Raw genomic sequence first — 21212 nt, 5'->3', positions numbered from 1 at the left:
TTTAAAATAAGGAGTAAAAAAATGAATATTGTTGTAAGTACGTTAAATGCAAAGTATATCCATACAAGTCTGTCGATTCGATATTTAAAGGCTTTTGCAGCACCTGAATTTGATGTTACACTCGCGGAATATACAATTAAGGACCCTGCAATGAACATCGTTACTGACTTGTATCGAAAAAAGCCGGATATTATCGGCTTTAGCTGTTACATTTGGAATATCGAAGAAACGATTAAAGTCATCAAAATGCTTAAAAAAATAAATCCGGAGCTAATCATTATCCTTGGCGGCCCTGAGGTGACTTATGATGTTCATGAATGGCTTGAGCGCATACCCGAGGTTGATTACATTGTCATGGGTGAAGGAGAGGAAACTTTTAAAGATCTACTGACTGCGATTCGTGATAATGAAAGTAAAGATGACATCAGTGGTGTCGCTTTCCGTAAAGAAGATCGTTTGAAAATCAATCCACAACGAAATAAGCTCAATCTTAAAGAATTACCATCACCTTTTCGGTTTGAAGAAGACCTCGAACATTTATCAAAACGAGTGACTTACATTGAGACAAGTCGTGGATGTCCATTTAATTGCCAATTTTGCCTTTCCTCCATTGAAGTTGGTGTCCGCTATTTTGATCGTGAAAAAATTAAAGATGACATTCGTTTCTTAATGGACCATGGTGCTAAAACAATAAAATTCGTTGACCGCACCTTCAATATTAGCAGAAGCTATGCGATGGAAATGTTTCAGTTTTTAATTGATGAACACCGTCCAGGTACTGTTTTTCAATTTGAAATTACAGCAGACATTATGAGACCTGAAGTCATTGACTTTTTAAATAAGAATGCACCTGCTGGGCTGTTCCGATTTGAAATCGGGGTTCAATCAACAAATGATTTAACAAATGAATTGGTTAAACGCAAGCAAAACTTTACAAAGCTGCAGCGGACTGTAATGATGGTCAAAGAAGGCGGAAAAATCGATCAGCATTTAGATTTGATTGCCGGTCTACCTGAGGAAGATTATCAATCCTTCCGAAAAACATTTAATGATGTGTTTGAAATGCGTCCCGAGGAGCTTCAGCTTGGCTTTTTAAAAATGCTTCGTGGTACAGGAGTACGAATCACTGCAGCACAGCACGATTATATCTATATGGATCACTCACCTTATGAGATTCTAGGAAATAATGTTTTGAGTTTTGAGGATATAACAAGAATTAAGCAGGTAGAGGATGTACTTGAAAAATATTGGAATGACCATCGAATGAACGAGACGGTGGAGTTTTTGGTTACTCATAGTTTTGAGACACCATTTGATTTCTTCCAAGACTTTGGTACGTATTGGGATGAGCGTGGATGGTCTCGAATTGGTCACCAGTTAGAGGATTTATTCAAGCGGCTCTATGAATTTTTACAAGCGACAAACCAATATCAGCTCCCGGTTATAGAAGCTATCATGAAATATGATTATTTAAGAAATCAAAAATACAAGCCACGTAAACCTTGGTGGGAAGACCTTGTAAGTAAGCAAGATCGTGCAAACTTCTATCAGGAGATTGTGGAGGAACCGACTGCTCTAGGTGAGGAATTCAGCAGACTAGAACTTCAAGAAAAAGATTTATACAAGCATACAGTTGTTGAAAAAATACCATTTGACCTTGAGACTTATAAACAAACAGGTGAGATCAAATTACAAGATACGTATTTACTCGTTTATTTTGATCCGATTGAAAGACAAGCAAAAGTGTATTCTCGAAAAGTTTCATAAGAAAGAGTCAGCCTGGCTGACTCTTTTTTCCTTTTTTGAGGACTACTCGCCAGTGCTGTTTCCTTTTTTGGAATTACGATTTGCACCCTTCATTGGATTTTCATAATCTGCTTCTGCTGAAAATTCTGTATCAGGCATACTTTCTTTTGGTGTAAAATTACTCTTTCTTGCTGCATCAAACTTCACTTTACGTTTCATCGTTTTTACCCCCTTTTCATCTGTAGTTTTTACCGTGAATGTCATCTACATAGGTGGTAAAATACACCTCTTTCTAAACCTTACATTTTATAAATTTCTGGTTGTTGCAAACACTATAGAAAATAGATAGGTGAGGTGTATAAGATTGACAAAAAAGAAAAAACAATCAGAAGAGATTGAATCACCAATTTTAGACGAAACGATGCCCCATCAAATTTCAGCTCCATCCTTTAAAGGTACTGGAATCAAAATGGAGGAACCATTTGTTAACGAACATGGAGTGGTCATAGGCGATAGTCTTTATGACTCCCCCCATTCACCATTGAATAATTGGAGCGATGAAGTGGATCCAGAAATTATGGCCGGAGACCAGTGGGTACATCCAACAAACGATATCGGCTGGAATACAACCGAGAATCGTGAATTACTTGAAAGTAAAAAACAACCTAAAGGAGTTCCATTCATGCATCCATCAAAAGACACTAGCTATGGAAACGACTAAATAGAAAAAGCTATCCAAAAAAGAGCACCCGAATTGAACTGCCCCAAATAAGTTAGACACATATTTTACGCAACTTTTAAGATTTGAGTTCGATTTTCTACAGGACTCAAGTCTTTTAATTTTGCCTTTATTCGTTTGTGATTGTAATAGTGAATATAATCATCTAATTCCTTTTCAAAATGTTCTATACTGTCAAATTCCTGTAGATAAAGGAGTTCGGACTTTAATAAGCCAAAGAAGTTTTCCATGACCGCATTGTCCAAACAATTTCCCTTTCGGGACATACTCTGCGTAATTTGGTGCTGTTCTAATGTCACTTGATATTGTCTCATTTGATATTGCCAGCCTTGATCTGAATGAAGAATCACTTGATCTCCTGGTTGAATACGTTCTATTGCTTGGTCTAACATTTCACCCACTAATTTATAAACAGGACGTTTCATGACATTATAAGCAATGATTTCACCATTACACAAATCAAGTACTGGAGAGAGGTAACGCTTTTCACCGAATAGGTGGAATTCCGTCACATCAGTTACCCATTTTTGATTCACTTTCTCTGCCGAAAAATCGCGATTTAGGATGTTAGGAGCAACTTTTCCCACATTTCCTTTATAAGAACGGTACTTTTTCATTCGGACTAAGCATAGTAAGCCCATATCATTCATTAAACCATTGATGGTTTTTTTATCGTGTTTAAACCCTCGTTTCTCTAGTTCTATCGTGATCCGACGGTGTCCATAACGACCCTTATGTTCATGAAATATCTCTTTAATACTTTCTTTAACGTTCGCATACTTATCAGGTTGGTTTAATCTTTTCTCCCAATAATAATACGTACTACGTTTAATGTCAGCGACTTCAACAAGATCCACAACTTCATACTTATGCTTTAGTTCAAAAATTACTTGCGCTTTGATTTTGTTTGTAACTTTTCTTGCATTTGAACTAAAGCATTCAACTTTTTTAAATAGGCGTTCTCCATTTCTAAACGTTCAATTTTCGCTTGTAGTGCTTCAACTGATCCTTCAACTGGTGCTAGCTTCTTTGATTCTTTTTCCATAGATGGACGCCCCTTTTTCTTCACTTTAAGGGCATCCAATCCTTTGGTTTCAAGCTTCACTTTCCAAGTAATTATGGTACTGGGAGATGGAATATTGAAAATAGCAGCTGTTTCATATAGAGATGTCCCTTGTTCGTTCATATATTGTAGTACGTCTAGTTTAAACTGAACAGTATAGTTTGTATAGCTTTTTATTAGCCCTTTTCCACCATGATATTGATACTGTAAAACCCATTTTTTTATTGTGCTTTTAGATATTCCAAACATTTTACTAAGATACCCATATCCACCCTCATTATTTAAGTACCTTTGGACAACTTCTAATTTCTTTTCTATTGTAAATTTAGCCATAAAAACACCCCGTAAACGTTAGATTAGAGTGTCTAACATTTACGGGGCAGTTCAAATCGGTGCTCTTTTTTATTATCCAATTATTAGTCTCTCTTTCGGGTAGTGGTAATTTACATCCTTTCCTTTCTTTCCGATAATGAAGATAAAGTTTAAGATACCTACCCGTCCGATAAACATTAATAACATAATCAGTATTTTTCCGAAATTACTTAAATCTGGCGTAACCCCCATTGATAAACCACATGTACCAAAAGCAGATGCTACCTCAAAGAATATTTCCGTAAAGGTAAAGTCCTCAGTAATACTTAATAAAAATACAGAAATAAAGCAAGTAAAAAAAGCAAAGATCGTGACTATAAGTGATTTTCTAATATCGTCTTCATGAATTTCACGTTTGAAGATTTTAATATTCTTGTTTCCCCTTGCAAAGTGATATAAAAACAATATATTAATTGCAAATGTCGTGGTACGAATTCCTCCACCAACAGAGCTGGGCGAAGCTCCAATAAACATCATGGCACCCAGAAACAGTAATGTAGGCTCCGAAAATTGATTTACATCCATTGTTGCAAGACCAGCACTTCTAGTTGTTGTCGATTGAAATAAGGCATAGAAGAAGGTTTCATGCCAGTTCATTCCTTTAAAGAAATGATTAAATTCCAATAGTAGAATCATTATCGTACCAAAAACAACTAAGGATAAAAATGTAACAGTCGTAAGCTTCGTGAAAAGTGAGAACCGATATCTTCCTTGTTTTTGAAAAAGAAAATCCTTGATTTCGACTAAGACTGGGAAACCAATTGCGCCTAAAATGATTAGTATAATTGTAATAAATTGGACGAAATAATCGTTTGCATAAGGCACTAAAGAGGTCCCTGTAATATCAAACCCTGCATTCGTGGTCGCACTAACTGCGGCAAAAATACCCTGAATAAAAGCTTCCTGCCAAGTATCAAAAAACTGCATAAAATAAAGACCTAAAATCAAGCTTCCAAACAACTCAATAATAACCATAATAATAATAATTTGTTTAAGAAGATTTACTAAACCTGATAACTGTGATTGATTCTGATCAACCATAATTAATCGTCTTTCACGAAGACCAATTTTCCGACGAAATAATAACCAAATAAAAGTACCCATTGTCATAATTCCAATCCCGCCAACCTGTAAAACGAAAATCAAAATAAAAATACCAGAAACGGTATATGTATCTTTGACTGAAATTACACTTAATCCTGTTACACTTACTGCACTTGCAGCTGTGAACAACGTATCAATGAAGTCGACCTTCACCCCTTCCTTAATAGCAAAAGGAAGACTAAGTAATATAACGGAAATCGTAACAGCCAATAGATAGAATGCAAAAATTAATTGAGCTGGAGAGAGATCGTTGAAATACAAATTTAATTTTTTCCACATTTTTCTGTCACCCTAACCTAATTGCGAAATCTATTCCTTTATATTAAAGAATTACTTACCATTTTAAAAGTCTTTTTTGTGTAAACGAACGGTCAATTAAAAAGACTTTTGTCTTGATACTTTTCCGATATGATGATTAGTATGCATTTCCAGTATTGAAATTAATTATATTCTCATACTAAACATACAACGAATTAAACGTTGTTTATATCTAAAAAGGAGTGAGTTAAATGGCTAGAAGTAGTAATAAATTGCTTGTTCCTGGAATTGAACAGGCTTTAGATCAAATAAAGTTTGAAATAGCCCAAGAATTCGGTGTTAAGCTTGGTTCAGATACAGCATCACGATCAAATGGTTCTGTAGGCGGCGAAATTACAAAACGCCTCGTTTCCCAAGCACAACACCAATTAAGAGGCGGAGAATAATAACTTCATAAAATGGACGAAGCCGAGGCAAATTTGCCTCGGCTTTTAATCGTCATCATCGTCATGCTTTCTGTCTTTGCCACGATTGTTATTTTCTTTTTTATCCCATCTATCTTCTTTATCCCGTTTTTTTTCTTCCTTCTTACGTGACTTTTTTTCCCAATTTTCTTCTTGTTTTTGCTTCTTCTTTTCCCACTTCTCTTCAATTTTCTCTAATTTTTTTTCTTTTAAGTGGGCTGGCATATTGGAGTTTTCAATATTGTTTTTGACTTTTTCTTTTATCTGTTCTTTTTTCTCTTTTAGTTCTTCCTTAACTTCTTCAGCCTGTTGTTTTTGATTGTTTTTAAATTTGTTTATCTCTTTCTGCTCATATGCCTTTTTCTGTTGATTCTTTTTCTCTTGGCGAACAGGCTGTACTTTCTTTTCTTGTACTGGTTTAGGAACTTTATCTTTTTCAATTAGCAGTTTCCCCGTCGAGATCCCCTTTTCTTGTGCAGCTTTCCTTGTTTCAACCGTACTTGTTATTGAGGTAACTGCAATTTGTTCCTTTTTATATTCTTTTTTTATTTCTTCAATACCTTGCTCAAGTTCACGGTCTATTTTTGTATCATGCGAGTCCGTCACAACTGTGGTAATTAAAACTTGCTTACCGTCCTTGAGATAGCCACTATTTTTACTATGTTCAATGATTTCTTCTGTGATTGAGTCTAACGTGCTATTTTTCCAATCTGGAATGGATTCAAGCAGTTTTTTCGCCTCGTCATTTAAAGCTTCTAAGCTTATGACTTGTAGGTTTTCGTCTAATCCAACTTCAAAGCTTGGATTAATATCGATGGACATGTATGCATACACTTCATTACGCGTTGAAAAAGGAATAAATAAAGATAAAAATAAAATTGCAACTAAAGAACTTACTAACGCATAACGCCATTTCCTTACCTGAAAAAACTGCGGCTTTGAAGCATTCCTTACCCGCACGTCGATTGGAAAACAGGCTATTTCTTCGCCAATTTCATAGCTCTTTTTAGTATGTTTGGCTTTTACGAACTCACCATCAGGGGTTAGCATCGTAACATAATCATCGTTCACATCCATAACGATCCCCTTTTTCAACTCTCGAGCACCCCTTTTAGATAATCTTTTAAATAGACATAGTCGCTAGATAAAATGATTGCCATTGCAATAATGTATTTTCGATTTCTCTCTATCGTTTTACGACTAACTGAAACCTTTGATTCTAGCTGCTTAATTGGAAGGTGTTTCTTTTCAAACAGCGTCTCCATCAGCTCTTCATTTTCTACAACGGCCTTTGATACCATAATAGCATTTTGTCTAGCATCTGCATGTTTTGGCGAAATTTCAAGAAGTTCTTGAAATGACAAACCAAATTCCTGCAATACCTGATGAAAATGGAGAATTTCCTCTTTTCTCTGTTCTTGCTCCACTTTCCTTTGATAATCGTCAACAGATAGATGAGCCTCGAGCTTTGATTGAGCTCCTTCCTCATCTGTTTCACCATTAGAGATAAAATTTATATTGCGTACTCGTGCTTCTTTACGAATGTAGTCAATCACTCGTCGTTTAATGAGAAGTTCACTAAACGATAAAAAGGAGCTCCCTTTTTCCTTCGAGTATTTTTCAATTGCCTCATTAAATGCAATAAGGCCGATACTAAATTCATCGTCTGATTCATTTATATATCGTTTACAAACAGCAGAAACATTTTTCGCAATAAAGGGCTTATAGTCATCAATTAGTTTATTTTGTAGTTGTTGATTTCCATTTTGAATCTCTATAACGGTTTCTTCCAGAGTGCTTTTTCGTTTTCCAATTTTAAATAAAAGGCTAAGCACCTGTTTCACCTCAATTCTCTTTACTATCTGTTAATAGTAGCAAGAGTCTGAAGCGAGATTCAATAACAATTTTTCACATTGGAATGCTCTAGCTGAAAATATTACAAAAGAACTAATACGAAAGACTATTCTTATATAGAAATGGTGACAAGCTCTGTAACATATATTTCTTTTCCGTTACATCCGCTTCTATTTTTGTAATGTTTGACTCATTTAAAGGTTACGTCTTCGGTATTATTTTTGAGGGGGTAAATAATACTTTTTTATCAAATATATTTTTACGAATTATTTTGAGGTTATTATTACCAACATTCCTTCCCCATTTAAAGGAAACAATAGAAAATAAAAGCGCAAGCGCCTTGCTCATCCATAAGGAAAAGATGGTGGAAAGGATTTTATCCTTTTAGAAAGTTCGCTTTGGGACAATGAAGGGCGAGGCGCTGGAGTTAGACTTAGATCACAAAAAGAAAGTAGGAAAACATATGCATACGATGTGGAAGGGCTCAATTAGCTTTGGTCTTGTCAATATTCCAATAAAGCTTTTCTCAGCAACTGAAGACAAGGATGTCAAGCTTCGAAATCTTCATAAAGAATGCAATACCCCTATTCAATATGAAAAAATCTGCCCGAATTGTGAAAAGGACATTGGAAATGATGACATTGTTAAAGGCTACGAATATGTAAAAGGGAAATTCGTCATTTTAAACGATGAAGAACTGAAAGAACTAAAGGACGAGCACGAGGATAAAAGTGTAGAAATCATTGATTTCGTAAAACTTGAAGAAATTGATCCAATCTATTTTAGCCGTTCTTACTTTATGGGGCCTGGTGAAAATGGAAGCAAAGCCTATGCACTCCTTCGTGAGGCTCTTCAAAAATCAGGTAAAATCGGGATAGCTGAAATTACAATCCGTTCCAAACAACAAATGGCCATTATCCGAGTTTATAAAAACAGCCTAGTAATGGAAACGATTCACTATCCTGACGAAGTTCGGAATGTAGGTGAGGTCCCAGGTGTCCCAGAAAATGTGGATATTAATGAAAAAGAACTTGATACCGCCATCATGCTGATAGACCAATTAACAACAGAATTTAATCCTGATAAGTATAAGGATGAATACCGCACTGCTCTCATGGAGCTGATCGAATCTAAAATTAATAATAATGAAGGAACAACCTCTCAAGAAGCTCCAAGGACAAATGTTGTGGATTTAATGAGTGCCTTGCAGGCTAGTATCGAACGAACAAAATCGAAGGAAACAGCAGCACCCAAAAAGGCAGCAACTACAAAAGGTACAGCAAAGGCAACAGCTGCAAAACCAAAAGCAAAAGCTGAAGCGCCAACAGGAACAGATAAAACAACATCTGTCAAACCAAAAACGAGAACTACCCGTAAAAAAGTCGGTACCTGAAAAGAGCTCCTAATAAGGAGCTCTCCCCTTAATTAAAGGAGTGGTATGATGCTGAAGCCTATGCTTCCAACTCTTATTTTCGAAGCCCCTACTGGCGAAAACTGGGTATATGAAATTAAATATGATGGTTTCCGCGCGATGCTACATTGGGAAAAAGATCGAATCCAGCTAATCAGTAGGAACGGAAACCTCTTAAATGAACAGTTTCCAGAGATTATAAAGCAATGTGAAGATCTTTTGGATGAAATGATTCCCTACTTGCCACTCATTTTAGATGGAGAACTATGTATTTTAGAATCTCCTTATAAAGCTAGTTTTGAAAAAATTCAGCAAAGAGGCCGATTAAGGAGCACCGATAAAATTAAACAAGCATCTGCTTCAACACCTGCTCATTATTTGGTGTTTGATGTGTTAGAGTTAAGTGGTCAGAATCTCAAGGCTGAATCACTTCAGGTAAGAAAAGATGAACTTTATGATCTTTTTAGTAAAGCCGATCTCTCTCACATCATTAATCCAAGTAGTGACAAACTCATCCAATTAATTAAATACGAAATAGACCTCGACGCGATTTGGAAGAATGCTACAGAACATATTGCTGAAGGGATTATTGCAAAAAAAATTGATAGCACTTGGGAGGAAGGAAAGCGCACCACTAACTGGTATAAAATAAAAAATTGGCAAGTTGGTGTCTTTTTTATTCTAGGCTACGATAAAAAGAATGCCTTTTTTCATGTCGGGGTTATAAGAAATAAACAAATCTATGAAGCAGGCTTATTTTCTCACGGTCTTTCTCCTGATGAAAGACAAGCACTCCTTCGTGTTATACAAACAAACTCCACAGAAGAAACAGCTAGTTTTATTAAAGTCGACCCTGGCATCTGTGTTGAACTTTTATATCTAGAGTTGTATAAAGAGCAATTACGACAGCCTAGCTTCTCAAAATTTCGGTTTGATGTGGAATGGCGGGAGTGCACATGGGATAAGCTCATTAAAAATGCCCCACTTCTACCTAAAGAAATTGAGATTACTCATCCTGACAAGCCACTTTGGAAGGATAAATCGATAACAAAACTCGATTATATTCAATATTTGGTTGAAGTTTCACCTTATATGCTTCCTTTTTTAAAAGAGCGTTTATTGACCGTGATTCGTTATCCACATGGGATGTATGGTGAGTCCTTTTATCAAAAAAACTGCCCGGAGTATGCACCTGACTTTATCCAGACCTCTATGTCTGATGGGATTGAATATATTGTGTGCAATGATTTAAAAACCCTTTCTTGGTTAGGAAATCAACTAAGTTTCGAGTTTCACATCCCATTTCAAACGATTCATTCCAAAGGACCATCTGAGATTGTGTTTGATTTGGATCCACCGTCGCGCGCGGCTTTTCCACTTGCTAAAAAAGCCGCATCCATACTGAAAGAAGTATTTGATGGACTGAAACTGATATCATTTGTAAAGACTTCGGGAAATAAAGGTTTACAGATTTATATACCTCTTCCGGAAAACAAGTTTACGTATGAGGATACGAGACAATTTACTGAGTTTATCGCCAATTATTTAATAACCATGGAACCTGACCTGTTTACGATTGAAAGATTGAAAAAAAATCGGGGAGACCGCATGTACGTAGATTACGTACAGCATGCTGAGGGTAAAACCATTGTAGCACCCTACTCTGTTCGCGGGAATGAGGGAGCCTATGTTGCCACCCCACTATATTGGGACGAAATAACGGATGATTTGTCAATTGAAGATTTTCCGTTGGAAACAATCATTAATAGAATTAACGAAAAAGGCTGCCCCTTTACGCATTATTTTGATGCGAAAGAGAAACAGCCATTTGAACCTGTGCTGAAGTTTTTGAGACAAAGCTAGGAGCGTGGGTCATTGGTTGGAATTGAGGAAAGTGAGTTTTGGGCTTGATGTATTTAGAGTACATGTGGGTTACTTGGTGATGAAGAACACTTCGGCTCTAATTTTGGCTTGAAATGTTCTTCATCGGGATTATGAAGTACATTTGTGCTCTAATTTTCGCTCTTAATGTTCTTCATCGGGCTTATGAAGTACTTTTGTGCGCTGATTTTCGCTCGTAATGTTCTTCATCGGGCCTATGAAGTACATTTGTGCGCTGATTTTGGCTTGAAATGTTCTTCATCGGGATTATGAAGTACACTTGTACTCTGATTTTGGCTTGAGATGTTCTTCATCGGGATTATGAAGTACATTTGTGCTCTAATTTTCGATCGTAATGTTCTTCATCGGGATTATGAAGTACACTTGTACTCTGATTTTGGCTTGAAATGTTCTTCATCGGGATTATGAAGTACATTTGTGCTCTAATTTTCGCTCTTAATGTTCTTCATCGGGCTTATGAAGTACATTTTCGCTCTGAATTTGGCTTAAAATGTACTTCACCAAGCTTATTTAACGTTTGTTTTTCCTTAATTATCCAAAACCCCTATCTTAAATACCACTTTTGCCATGACAATTCCCAGAACTATCCAATAGTCTTGTCATATCAACCATTTTTCTGATCACCTTTTCCAACATTGCCCAAAAATCCATTCATATCTACCATTATGCTGCTACTTTTTCCAATATCCCCCAATACCCTTGCCATATCAAACACTTATCCCATCAGCTTTTCCAACATTACCCAAAACGCCATTCATACCTACTATTTATGCTGCTACTTTTTCCAATATCACCCAATACTCTTACCATATCAAGCACTTATGCTATGACTTTTTCCACCATTACCCAATAACACTGCCATATCTAAGACTTATCCAACCGCCTTTTCCACCATTACCCTATACCCCTACCATATCTAACACTTATCCAACCACCTTTTCCAGAGATTACCCAAACCCCACACCTTATCTACCATTGATTGATCCCATCACTCAAAAGCCACCAAAAAACCCTTCGATATCAACTATAGCTCCCTGCACCATTTCCAATATTCCCAACAACTATCCTTATTCCGCTCTAGCTCTCCTCCTCGTCTCCTTATCAAACAAGCTATACACAATTGGAATGATAAACAAAGTTAACAAGGTACTGCTAATCAAACCACCAATGACGGTAATTCCCATCGGTTGGTTAATTTCGGAGCCTTCACCGATACCGAATGCTAGAGGCAATAGCCCTAAAATGGTTGTGCTGGCCGTCATCATCACTGGTCGTGTTCGATCTTTAACCGCGACAACGATTGCTTCATGAGAAGCCATACCGTCCTCTTTCTTCTTATTAATATAATCAACAATCACAATCGCATTGTTTACCACAATTCCCGCTAGCACGATAATTCCGATGATAGCTGTGATTCCGATTGGAGTGTTTGTGAGACTAAGGCCAATTGCAACCCCGATGACCATTAACGGAACCGTAAACATAATAACAAACGGATATTTTAATGATTCAAACTGTGCTGCCATTACGGTATAAATCAATGTTAGTGCAAGCACAAAGGCAAGACCCAATTGATCAATTGAGGATTCTAACAGTTCTTTATCACCACTGTAGACGATGTCTGTTTCATCAGAAAGTTTAAGGTCTGCTACTACTTCATCCACCTTTTTCGAAATTGCACCAAGATTTGTTGTCGTTACGTATTTGACTGTAAATTGTACGGCATTCTGCTGGTCAATTCTTCGTAAAGTTTGCGGCCCCTCGCCTATTTCAATTTCTGCCACTTCGTTTAAAGGCACAAAAGTTGTTGATTGAGTTTTAATAAGAAGGTTCCCTAGACCTTCGATATTGTTTGTAAAGTCTCGATCATAGCCTACAGTAACCGGATAAATTTGATTGTCTTCATCAGTTAGCTGCAACGCTCTTGTTCCTCTTGTAACATCGTTTACCGTTGTTGCGATTTGTACAGGCATAAGCCCTTCCTCAAACGCTTTTTCTTGATCAATCGTAATTTGAAGCTCCTCAATTGTTTTTGAAACATCTGTAGAAACCTCAGTAACATCTTTCAAATCAACCAGCGCTTCTGAAAGCCTTTGAACAGCCTCATTCAGCCTGTTTTTATCTGTATCTTTTACGTGAAATTGCAAAGTGTTTGGAGTTGAGCCTGATGAGGATTGTAAATTAAATCTTACTTTTGCCTCTGGATGAAGTTCGAGAACTGGAGACTCAATTTTCGATTTCGTCTCGTCAACAAACTCAAATGTTGAGCGCTCACGTTCCTCGAAACCAACCATTTTCACATAAATTTCTGCTTCATTTGAACTTCCTCCACCCCTGAAACTATTCTCTTGAGTAGAGCCTATCAGGCTTACAAATACATCTACTTCAGCCTCTTTTTCTAATTTATCTTCAATTACTCCCACTATTTTTTGTGTTGCATCAAGTGGCGTTCCATTTTCAAGTTTTAAATTGATTGTAAAGAATCCTTTATCACTTCTTGGAATGAATTCCGTTCCGACTCTAAACAACATGAATATACTGGCCGCAAAGAACACAATCGTGAGCAAAAGGACCATGAGGCGATGTCGAAGTGACCATCTCGTGGCATTTTCTAAGAATCGCATGCCCCATGAAGACTGGCGCTTATTCTCAAGATTTCCATTCGGTTTCTTTAAAAATCGACTGGCTAGCATTGGAACAACTGTTAGTGCCACAACAAGGGATGCGAATAAACTAAACGCGATCGTAACAGCAAATTCAGTAAACATTTCCCCGATAAGACCGGAAATAAACACAACTGGCAAAAAGACCGCTACCGTAGTTAAAGTAGATGCTATAATCGCCGTTCCAATTTCCTTTGTCCCATCTGCAGCAGCTTGTTTTGGTTCTTTCCCCATTGATAAATGACGATAAATATTTTCGATGACGACGATTGAATTATCAACAAGCATCCCAATACCAAGTGCTAGTCCACCTAACGTAAGTATATTTAACGAGAAATCCGAAAAATACATGAGCACAAAGGTAACAATGACGGAATAGGGAATAGCAATTCCGATAATGAGTGGACTCTTAACACTTCTAAGGAAGAAAAAGAGTACAATCATCGCAAACAGTCCGCCTAACAGCAATGTACTTGTAATATTTCCAATGGCGATTTTGACATAATCCCCTTGATCAAACAGTACTTCAGCTTGAACGTTTTTATATTTGTCCTGAGAGAGCTTCTTTTCTAGTTCTGTTTGGAAGGCTTTTGATACTTGCGCTGTATTTGCGTCTGATTCTTGGAGGACGCTGACTAACATCGCAGGTTCCTTATTTGCTCGAGTGATGGTTTTCTTTAATTCGGGCACAATTTTAACTTCAGCAAGGTCACCTAGAACTACTTTTTCACCAAGTAGTGGGTCAATTGTTATCGAAAGCTCCTCTAAGTCCTGGACCGACCCCAATGTACTAATTACTCTTGTAGTAAGTTCTCTGCCTTCAGATTCAATTGTATTTCCAGGTAATGAGACGGAATTTGCACGGAGAATGTTTACAATATCAGCCTGGGTCAAGGCGTATTCTTCTAATTGGTCTTGATTAAGTTCGACTTTTATTTCTTTTGTAACAATACCTGACAGATTAACGTTCGCAACACCCTCAACTTTATTGAGTTCAGTTGTTAGACTTTCTGCAAGCTCTTGGAGACCCTTTTCATCCCCTTCCATGCTAAGGGACAATTGAATAATCGGAAACTGAGATGGATCAAATTTTAGAAACCGAGGCGCCTCTGCATCATCGGTAATTTGTGTTTGATTAGTCCGACTTAAAATGTCATTTTCAATATCATCAATCGATGTTGTCCATGAGAACTGTAATAAGATTAGTGATGCACCCTCCTGAGAAGTGGAGGACATTGTTTTTAAGCCGGGCAATGTTGATAAACTTTGTTCAAGAGGTTTTGTCACTTTTTCAGAAACTTCATTAGGACTAGCGCCAAAATAATTTGCAACAACTACACCTACAGGTGGATTGATTTCTGGGATTAATTTAAGCGGGATATTCATTAAGGAAACGAATCCTAGAATTATCACTAAAAACATTGTCACCAACGTAAATATTGGTCGTTTTATTGAAAAGTTGCTTATGTTCATAAAAAAAGTACCTCATTTCGCAAAAAGTACAGTATCATTGACATTATACCCATTAAATAGAAAAAAACTGTACACCCTCTAGAGAATGTACAGTTTCTTTTTAACCTATCCTTACATGATTGACTCTTATTCTTTTAAGTCTTCGATTGAGTCAATATCCATGTAAGCTGGTACAACTAAGCCGATTTTTGTGCCTTCAAGGTTTGAACCTAAATCTTCAAACTGACCATCATACTTTTCTACATAATCAGCATGAGTTACAGGTAACCAGCCAGCAACGTGTGCATCAACAGAACCATCAGCTACACCAGTCCACATTGGGCCGGCTTCTACTTGGCTCATTTTTACTTTATATCCTAAATCTGTTAAAACCTTACCTACAATATTGGTACTTGCGATTTCACTATCCCATGCAACGTAGGCTAATTTTACTTCTTCGCCATTTCCTTCCTCTACACCATCAGTCCACTCTGCAACTTTATCTGGATTTTCTTCAATCCAATTCGCAGCGGCCTCTTCCGGTTTTGTTCCTTCATTAATATCTACCATTACACTTCCCATATCATCTGATGTCCAATTGAATTGGTCCAAGAACTTATAAACACCTGGCATGTCTTCTTCTAAACCATTTCGTGCAATAGTATGGATGTTTTCTTCCCCACCATATACTCCCTTAGGATCTTCAAGATATTTAAGATCGAAAGCTGAGAATTTCCAGTGAGGTGTCCAACCAGTGATGATAATTGGTTCTTCTTTATCATAGGCCTTCTTAAGTGCTGCTGTCATAGCTGCACCAGAACCTTCAACTACAGTCCAATCCTCAAGACCATATTCTTCAATTGCTGAAGCAGTTGCCTTCATGATTCCTGCCCCTGGATCAATTCCAACAATCTCATAATCTACACTTTCTCCTACAGATGCTGAAGATGTAGATGTAGTTCCTGCCTCATCAGAATTGCCACCACATGCAGCTAATCCTAGAGTAAATCCAATTGCTAATGATGCTTTGACTACTTTTTTTAACATTAAGCAGTTCCCCCTTGTTTAGTTTTTCCTATATTTTGAGTAATCCGATCTAAGATGATTGCAACAATAACAATCGCTAGACCAGCTTCAAAACCAGTTCCTGTTTGCAGTTGTGTAACAGCTCGGTATACATCTGCTCCTAACCCTGGTGCTCCTACCATGGAGGCAATTACCACCATAGATAATGCAAGCATGATGCTTTGGTTAATACCGGCCATAATTGTAGGCATAGCCAATGGAATTTGAACTTTTACTAATCTTTGTTTTGTTGTAGATCCAAAGGCTTCAGTTGCCTCTATTAAATCTTGTGGCACTTGGGTAATTCCAAGTATCGTTAATCGAATTGTTGGTGGCATTGCAAATATAACTGACGCCACAACACCAGGTACAACTCCGATATTAAAGAAAAAGATTGCCGGTAATAAATAAACAAATGCAGGCATTGTTTGCATGAAGTCTAGAATTGGAATCACGATACTTCCCACAGTTTTACTTTGTGAGGCCCATATTCCTAGCGGTATTCCAAGAATAACCGATATTCCCACAGAGGTTAGCACAAGTGCAATTGTTTCAAGCATATTGCCCCAGTAACCAAGGTTATCGATTAAAAATAAACCAATCAATGTAAAAAGTGCAATTTTCCAATTACAAATTTTCCAGGCCACAGCACCCAAGATAAGTGTTAGTAGAATAGAAGGAATAAATCCTAATCCTGCTACAATCCCTTCTACAAATCCTTCAAGTCCTACTGCAATTCCTTCAAATAAAAATTCGAAATTTGAGACTAACCAGTCTACAAATGTATCGATCCAATCGGCTATTGGCAGCTTTGGTAATAAACCTTCCATTATAAAGCCTCCCTTTCATCACTTGGAGGGAGTTGTTCAGCCCCAAAGTCATTTATATATGTGTCATTACCAGCAAGTGCACCGATCACGGCACCTCGTATGACAATTCCCTTAAGTCGATTTTGTTCATCAACTACAGCTACTGGAATAGTAGCTTGTGAAACATCATCGAATAAATCAACAAGTAATGTACTTGTATCAACCGTTTTAAGATTTGTTTCCATGACTTCAGCTAATGGTAATTTTTGCTCGACCGCTTTCGAAGCTTCTACAGCACTCACCGCACCAACAAGTCTATTCTGCTTGTCAACAACATAGACAGTCGATAAACCATTATCTTTCATGATTTTAAGAGCAAGTCTGGCTCCTTTATCAACCTGAACGGTTTCCGCTCGTTTGACGATATGGCCTGCAGTCAGTACCTTTGATAAATCAACATCCTCTACAAATCTTTCTACATACTCATTAGATGGATTCATTAGTATTTCTTCAGGGGTTCCGATTTGTACGATGTTTCCGTCCTTCATTAAAGCGATACGGTCACCGATTCGTAACGCTTCGTCGAGATCATGTGTAATAAAGACGATCGTTTTTTCCATAGAGCCTTGTAACTCAATCAATTCATCCTGCATATCCTTACGAATTAATGGATCTAGAGCACTAAATGCTTCGTCCATTAATAATATATCCGGGTCATTTGCGAGCGCTCTTGCAAGCCCAACTCGCTGCTGCATCCCACCACTAAGTTGGTCAGGATATTGATTTTCATAGCCTTCAAGACCGACTAATTTAAGAGCCTCGAACGCCTTTTGTGAACGTTCATGCTTTGCTACACCTTGAATTTCTAGTCCGTATTCCGTATTCTGAAGAACCGTTTTATGTGGGAATAATGCGAAGCGTTGAAACACCATGCTCATTTTTTTCCTACGTACTTCTCGAATTTCTTCTTTATTCATGGATACGACGTCTTTTCCATCAATAAAAATTTGACCAGAAGTTGGTTCTATTAATCTATTTAAAAGTCGAACTAAGGTAGATTTCCCACTTCCGGATAACCCCATAATGACAAAGATTTCTCCGGGATATACCTCAAAGCTTGCTTGATTTACACCAACGGTTGATCCAGTGCTTTTTAAAATTTCTTGCTTTGTTTTTCCTTCTTTTAAAAGTTGAATAGCTTTTTTAGACGATCGTCCAAAAATTTTCGTTACACTAGAAACCTTTATTTTTGCTTGTTTCTCACTTTCCATTCTGTCACCTCAATTTTTTCTTGCTGAAAACTTGCCTAATACAAACTACCCTTTATGATTTTCAAACAAACTACTGTATCCTATGTAGAAAGCAATAGTCACATTGACCTTTTAATTGTAGTAATGATTTCCAAAATACTCAAAGTTGATATAACGTGATATGCAACCGTAAAGTTTGTAAAGTAAAAACTGTACATACTTTACATCTTAAATGCATAGAATTCCTTCAGTATCCTCCATAATCCTTCCAGCACCTCCCCTTTACATTCATTGTACAAATGAGTAGTCTATATATATCAAACCTTTGATGTAGGATGTGAATCTATTTGCAAGGCATAGACAAGCTAGAAAAAGCCCGAGAACGTGTGATTGATGCGATTGCTCAAAATATGAATTTATATGGAGTAACACCTTCAGTTGGAAGACTTTGGGGTCTCATGTATTTTCATGATGAGCCGATGACGCTGGATGATATGAAACAAGAATTAGGCATGAGTAAAACAAGTATGAGTACTTCCGTTCGTAACTTGGTGGAATTAAAAATGGTTGATAAGGTATGGAAGAAAGGGATTCGAAAAGACCTTTATGAGGTTGAAGAAGACTGGTATCAAACTTTTATTGACTTTTTTACGATAAAATGGAGGAGTGGCATTTCTATGAATGTAAGTGCCATTCAGAAATCATTAGCTGATCTTAAGGAACTCATAGAGGACGAACAAATTAGCGAAGAGGTTAAAGTAGAAGCAGAAAATGATATTGCAAAGTTAAACAATGCGTTAGAATATTATTTTTGGCTTAACCGGTTAGTAGATAGCTTTGAATCACATGAAATCTTTACATTTGTTCCAAAAGAGTAACGTTTATGAACGTTGCTCTTTTTATGTTAAAAACAGATTACGATTCGTCTGTATCCCTCATCAATTTAATACGATTTCATACGTTACTATATGGGGGTGAGAAAATGCCATTATGGGGCTGGATGTTAGTCTTCTTTGGAGGGTTACTCTTTGTTGGTTTTGTAGTAGACCTTATTTCCAAAAAGAAACGTTCTACCGACTCCCGCAGCATTCAAAATCAAATCGATGAAGTAAAAAATAACCAAACAGATTATCATAATTTTCTATAGAATCAAAGAAAGCAGCCCTCAATCAGGCTGCTTTCTACATTATACCTGTACTTCGTGTGAATCTGGATAGTCATTGTCCACCCATGCAACTCCTTCATTTAATTGATAACCAGCAATTGTCACAAGCCCAAGCACGAATAGTAGCATTAGTTTTTTCATTTTACGATCATCTCCTTTATTGATTTATATGACTATGTTTTTTCAAAGATGAGATTACCTTTGAAAAATAATAGCTTGCTAGCTTATATTTATGATTTTCTTGATAGATTTTTCCAAGTTCCTCTGCATAATAGGCTACGTAAAGGTGATGTTCAATGCCTTCAAAATATGGCAATGCATCCTTTTCAATAAATCTCATCAAGTTATCAGACTTATTCAACAAATAATCATAATAGATAAAATGAATCTTGAATTCAGGATACCCCTGGTGATTCTCAACTATGGTAAACCCTTCCTCAAGCCATTTTTTGCATCCTTCATGGTCTCCTATTTTATAATTTTCTTCAATTAAACCGTGAATCGACCGTAAACGCCCAATTACCATGTGTTCTTCTTTATGTTCAAGGCTATTTACAAATTGCTTAATGGCTTTATTGGATTCACCTAATTTTGAATAGAGGACACCTTGATTATGATAAATTAAACCTAGTAATGACGGGTCTTTTATCCCTTCTGCTACCTTTGTTGCAAGCAAGTAATTCTCTTCAGCCATTTCGAATTCGTTTATTTTTTCATAACAAATTCCCAATAATATTTGACACTCAGCACTCCTTTTTAAATCGTAAAGAGATTGATAGATTGCCAATGCCTTCTGTATATACACGATACTTAAGGCTAATTTCCCCATCCGGTTATTATTTAGACCTTTATAATAATATAAATCAGCCGTTTCCCAGCTCTCAAAGTGTACACTGCTCGTTAAAATCTCCTCTGCTACCTTAAAGTGATCCATTGCAACGGAAAACTGGCTTTTCAAATAATAAAACTGACCAACAAATTTTTCGTAGAAGTAATTCATTCGAATTTCAAAAATATCTTTATATAATTCAATTTTCTTGATATGTTGTTCAGCTTTTTCTAATTGGTTTGTAAATATTAGATACCTTAGTTCAAAAAGAACAAAGAAAATGGCAACCCGTGAATCATTTGTATTCTTACATTCATAAGCATCATAAAATGAAACCGCCTGCTCCCTTTTTCGAGAAACCATTAGGTGGTACCAATCATAAAGCTCCTTTAGCTGGGCATATTCTTCACTTTCAATTAGCTTGATTCCTAATCGATCACATAATAATTCAAGTACCTCTATGCTTGCAGAGGTTTGGTTATTTTCAATTTTTGAAAGATAAGAAATTGAGATAATCTCATGTGCCAATTCTTCTTGTGTCATATTGTTTTGAATTCTAAAGAAACGTATTCTGCTTCCTATCTCCATCTTTCATACCCTCTCATTGACTGGTTATAGAGGCAATTCAAAAAGCCATCAAATGAAAAACTTTGAATCCTGTCATCATCTGGTCTCTCCGTTCTTCACGTATTTAAAGTGTACGCTCCGTACCTATAGCGTGAGTTCCTAGACCTTTTCGTTTCTGATTTGTTGACTGTCTAAACTCTTATAATAACTTTTTCTAGAAAATTGGTAAAAACCCTCTTTTAATAAATAGGGCAAAAGACTCATTTTTCAGAGCAACACGATGGAAGTCACACTGACTTTTGCCATATTGAGTGTCTTTCTTTTCTTTTTTTATTCATTAAAACCTATGCTCTGTTCTGATTAATATGTAAAGACATGTTCAAATACACAAAAAGTACTATAAAAAAAACGGTCCCAGATAGTAAACTGTACCCTGTGTAGTAGACACATTAAAAAAAGTCTGCTGCACAGGGTCTTTTTATGTACAATAGATTAAAAA

General features: G+C 36.7%; 17 protein-coding genes. 7 read left to right on the top strand and 10 right to left on the bottom strand.

The features are described 5' to 3' along the window. Positions 1–21 precede the first annotated feature (21 nt). Complete coding sequence (locus ACR65M_RS04485) at positions 22–1767, top strand: B12-binding domain-containing radical SAM protein (protein ID WP_341332240.1); 1746 nt, start codon at positions 22–24, stop codon at positions 1765–1767. A gap of 42 nt (positions 1768–1809) precedes the next feature. Here ACR65M_RS04485 and ykzP read toward each other — a convergent pair whose 3' ends face one another. Beyond that, complete coding sequence (ykzP, locus tag ACR65M_RS04480; RefSeq protein WP_099354306.1) at positions 1810–1965, bottom strand: protein YkzP; 156 nt, start codon at positions 1963–1965, stop codon at positions 1810–1812. Between the two features lie 145 nt (positions 1966–2110). On the opposite strand from ykzP, the gene ACR65M_RS04475 reads away from it, so the two are divergent. Further along, the gene (locus tag ACR65M_RS04475; protein WP_341332241.1) at positions 2111–2467 is read left to right on the top strand and encodes a DUF3905 domain-containing protein; all 357 of its coding nucleotides are present in this window, start codon (positions 2111–2113) and stop codon (positions 2465–2467) included. A 65-nt stretch (positions 2468–2532) separates the two neighbouring features. Here ACR65M_RS04475 and ACR65M_RS04470 read toward each other — a convergent pair. Then, a protein-coding gene (locus ACR65M_RS04470; RefSeq protein ID WP_440272669.1) for an IS3 family transposase occupies positions 2533–3881 on the bottom strand; the annotation gives its coding sequence in 2 pieces (ribosomal slippage) (positions 2533–3437 and positions 3437–3881; 1350 coding nt in all). A gap of 72 nt (positions 3882–3953) precedes the next feature. Next, complete coding sequence (locus ACR65M_RS04465) at positions 3954–5303, bottom strand: TrkH family potassium uptake protein (protein WP_440272668.1); 1350 nt, start codon at positions 5301–5303, stop codon at positions 3954–3956. 230 nt (positions 5304–5533) lie between these two features. On the opposite strand from ACR65M_RS04465, the gene ACR65M_RS04460 reads away from it, so the two are divergent. Continuing rightward, positions 5534–5728 (top strand): alpha/beta-type small acid-soluble spore protein, encoded by a 195-nt coding sequence (locus ACR65M_RS04460; RefSeq protein ID WP_099354122.1) that lies wholly within the window; start codon positions 5534–5536, stop codon positions 5726–5728. Positions 5729–5773: 45 nt separating this feature from the next. Here ACR65M_RS04460 and ACR65M_RS04455 read toward each other — a convergent pair whose 3' ends face one another. After that, positions 5774–6841, bottom strand: a complete 1068-nt coding sequence (locus tag ACR65M_RS04455) for an anti-sigma factor domain-containing protein (RefSeq protein ID WP_440272667.1) — start codon at positions 6839–6841, stop codon at positions 5774–5776. After that, a complete protein-coding gene (gene sigI / locus ACR65M_RS04450; RefSeq protein WP_440272666.1) occupies positions 6838–7590 on the bottom strand; it encodes an RNA polymerase sigma factor SigI in 753 nt (250 codons plus the stop codon). Before sigI ends, ACR65M_RS04455 begins: the two co-directional genes overlap by 4 nt. 473 nt (positions 7591–8063) lie before the next feature. On the opposite strand from sigI, the gene ku reads away from it, so the two are divergent. Both ku and ACR65M_RS04440 read left to right on the top strand, forming a co-directional pair. Further along, complete coding sequence (gene ku, locus ACR65M_RS04445; RefSeq protein ID WP_341332245.1) at positions 8064–8993, top strand: non-homologous end joining protein Ku; 930 nt, start codon at positions 8064–8066, stop codon at positions 8991–8993. Between the two features lie 48 nt (positions 8994–9041). Further along, positions 9042–10874 (top strand): DNA ligase D, encoded by a 1833-nt coding sequence (locus ACR65M_RS04440; RefSeq protein ID WP_440272665.1) that lies wholly within the window; start codon positions 9042–9044, stop codon positions 10872–10874. A 1106-nt stretch (positions 10875–11980) separates the two neighbouring features. On the opposite strand, the gene ACR65M_RS04435 is transcribed toward ACR65M_RS04440, so the two are convergent. The 4 genes from ACR65M_RS04435 to proV all read right to left on the bottom strand — a co-directional run bounded on the left by ACR65M_RS04435 (position 11981) and on the right by proV (position 18173). Then, complete coding sequence (locus ACR65M_RS04435) at positions 11981–15049, bottom strand: efflux RND transporter permease subunit (RefSeq protein ID WP_440272664.1); 3069 nt, start codon at positions 15047–15049, stop codon at positions 11981–11983. Positions 15050–15175: 126 nt separating this feature from the next. Beyond that, positions 15176–16075, bottom strand: coding sequence for a glycine betaine ABC transporter substrate-binding protein (locus tag ACR65M_RS04430; protein WP_440272663.1), 900 nt, complete (start codon positions 16073–16075; stop codon positions 15176–15178). Next, positions 16075–16923 carry an ABC transporter permease gene (locus tag ACR65M_RS04425; RefSeq protein ID WP_341332271.1) on the bottom strand — a complete coding sequence of 283 codons (849 nt, stop codon included), beginning with the start codon at positions 16921–16923 and terminating at the stop codon, positions 16075–16077. Before ACR65M_RS04425 ends, ACR65M_RS04430 begins: the two co-directional genes overlap by 1 nt. Continuing rightward, positions 16923–18173 carry a glycine betaine/L-proline ABC transporter ATP-binding protein ProV gene (gene proV / locus ACR65M_RS04420; protein ID WP_341332272.1) on the bottom strand — a complete coding sequence of 417 codons (1251 nt, stop codon included), beginning with the start codon at positions 18171–18173 and terminating at the stop codon, positions 16923–16925. The genes ACR65M_RS04425 and proV overlap by 1 nt, the downstream gene beginning before the upstream one ends. Positions 18174–18499: 326 nt before the next feature. Between proV and cudC the strand changes: the two genes are divergently transcribed. After that, positions 18500–19030 carry a choline uptake/conversion transcriptional regulator CudC gene (gene cudC, locus ACR65M_RS04415; RefSeq protein WP_341332273.1) on the top strand — a complete coding sequence of 177 codons (531 nt, stop codon included), beginning with the start codon at positions 18500–18502 and terminating at the stop codon, positions 19028–19030. A 5-nt stretch (positions 19031–19035) separates the two neighbouring features. After that, positions 19036–19299, top strand: a complete 264-nt coding sequence (locus ACR65M_RS04410) for a hypothetical protein (protein ID WP_341332274.1) — start codon at positions 19036–19038, stop codon at positions 19297–19299. A gap of 175 nt (positions 19300–19474) precedes the next feature. Here ACR65M_RS04410 and ACR65M_RS04405 read toward each other — a convergent pair whose 3' ends face one another. Next, positions 19475–20734, bottom strand: coding sequence for a tetratricopeptide repeat protein (locus ACR65M_RS04405; RefSeq protein WP_341332275.1), 1260 nt, complete (start codon positions 20732–20734; stop codon positions 19475–19477). Positions 20735–21212 lie beyond the last annotated feature (478 nt).

The organism is Ferdinandcohnia sp. SAFN-114 (assembly GCF_059415045.1).
This window is presented reverse-complemented; position numbering and strand designations above follow the sequence as displayed.

Excerpts from the sequence above, each read along its gene's own strand:
- ACR65M_RS04485 (WP_341332240.1), top strand. The coding sequence starts at position 22 with ATGAATATTGTTGTAAGTACGTTAAATGCAAAGTATATCCATACAAGT.
- ykzP (WP_099354306.1), bottom strand. The coding sequence starts at position 1,965 with ATGAAACGTAAAGTGAAGTTTGATGCAGCAAGAAAGAGTAATTTTACA.
- ACR65M_RS04465 (WP_440272668.1), bottom strand. The coding sequence starts at position 5,303 with ATGTGGAAAAAATTAAATTTGTATTTCAACGATCTCTCTCCAGCTCAA.
- ACR65M_RS04460 (WP_099354122.1), top strand. The coding sequence starts at position 5,534 with ATGGCTAGAAGTAGTAATAAATTGCTTGTTCCTGGAATTGAACAGGCT.
- ku (WP_341332245.1), top strand. The coding sequence starts at position 8,064 with ATGCATACGATGTGGAAGGGCTCAATTAGCTTTGGTCTTGTCAATATT.
- ACR65M_RS04440 (WP_440272665.1), top strand. The coding sequence starts at position 9,042 with ATGCTGAAGCCTATGCTTCCAACTCTTATTTTCGAAGCCCCTACTGGC.
- ACR65M_RS04435 (WP_440272664.1), bottom strand. The coding sequence starts at position 15,049 with ATGAACATAAGCAACTTTTCAATAAAACGACCAATATTTACGTTGGTG.
- ACR65M_RS04430 (WP_440272663.1), bottom strand. The coding sequence starts at position 16,075 with ATGTTAAAAAAAGTAGTCAAAGCATCATTAGCAATTGGATTTACTCTA.
- ACR65M_RS04425 (WP_341332271.1), bottom strand. The coding sequence starts at position 16,923 with ATGGAAGGTTTATTACCAAAGCTGCCAATAGCCGATTGGATCGATACA.
- proV (WP_341332272.1), bottom strand. The coding sequence starts at position 18,173 with ATGGAAAGTGAGAAACAAGCAAAAATAAAGGTTTCTAGTGTAACGAAA.
- ACR65M_RS04410 (WP_341332274.1), top strand. The coding sequence starts at position 19,036 with ATGAACGTTGCTCTTTTTATGTTAAAAACAGATTACGATTCGTCTGTA.
- ACR65M_RS04405 (WP_341332275.1), bottom strand. The coding sequence starts at position 20,734 with ATGGAGATAGGAAGCAGAATACGTTTCTTTAGAATTCAAAACAATATG.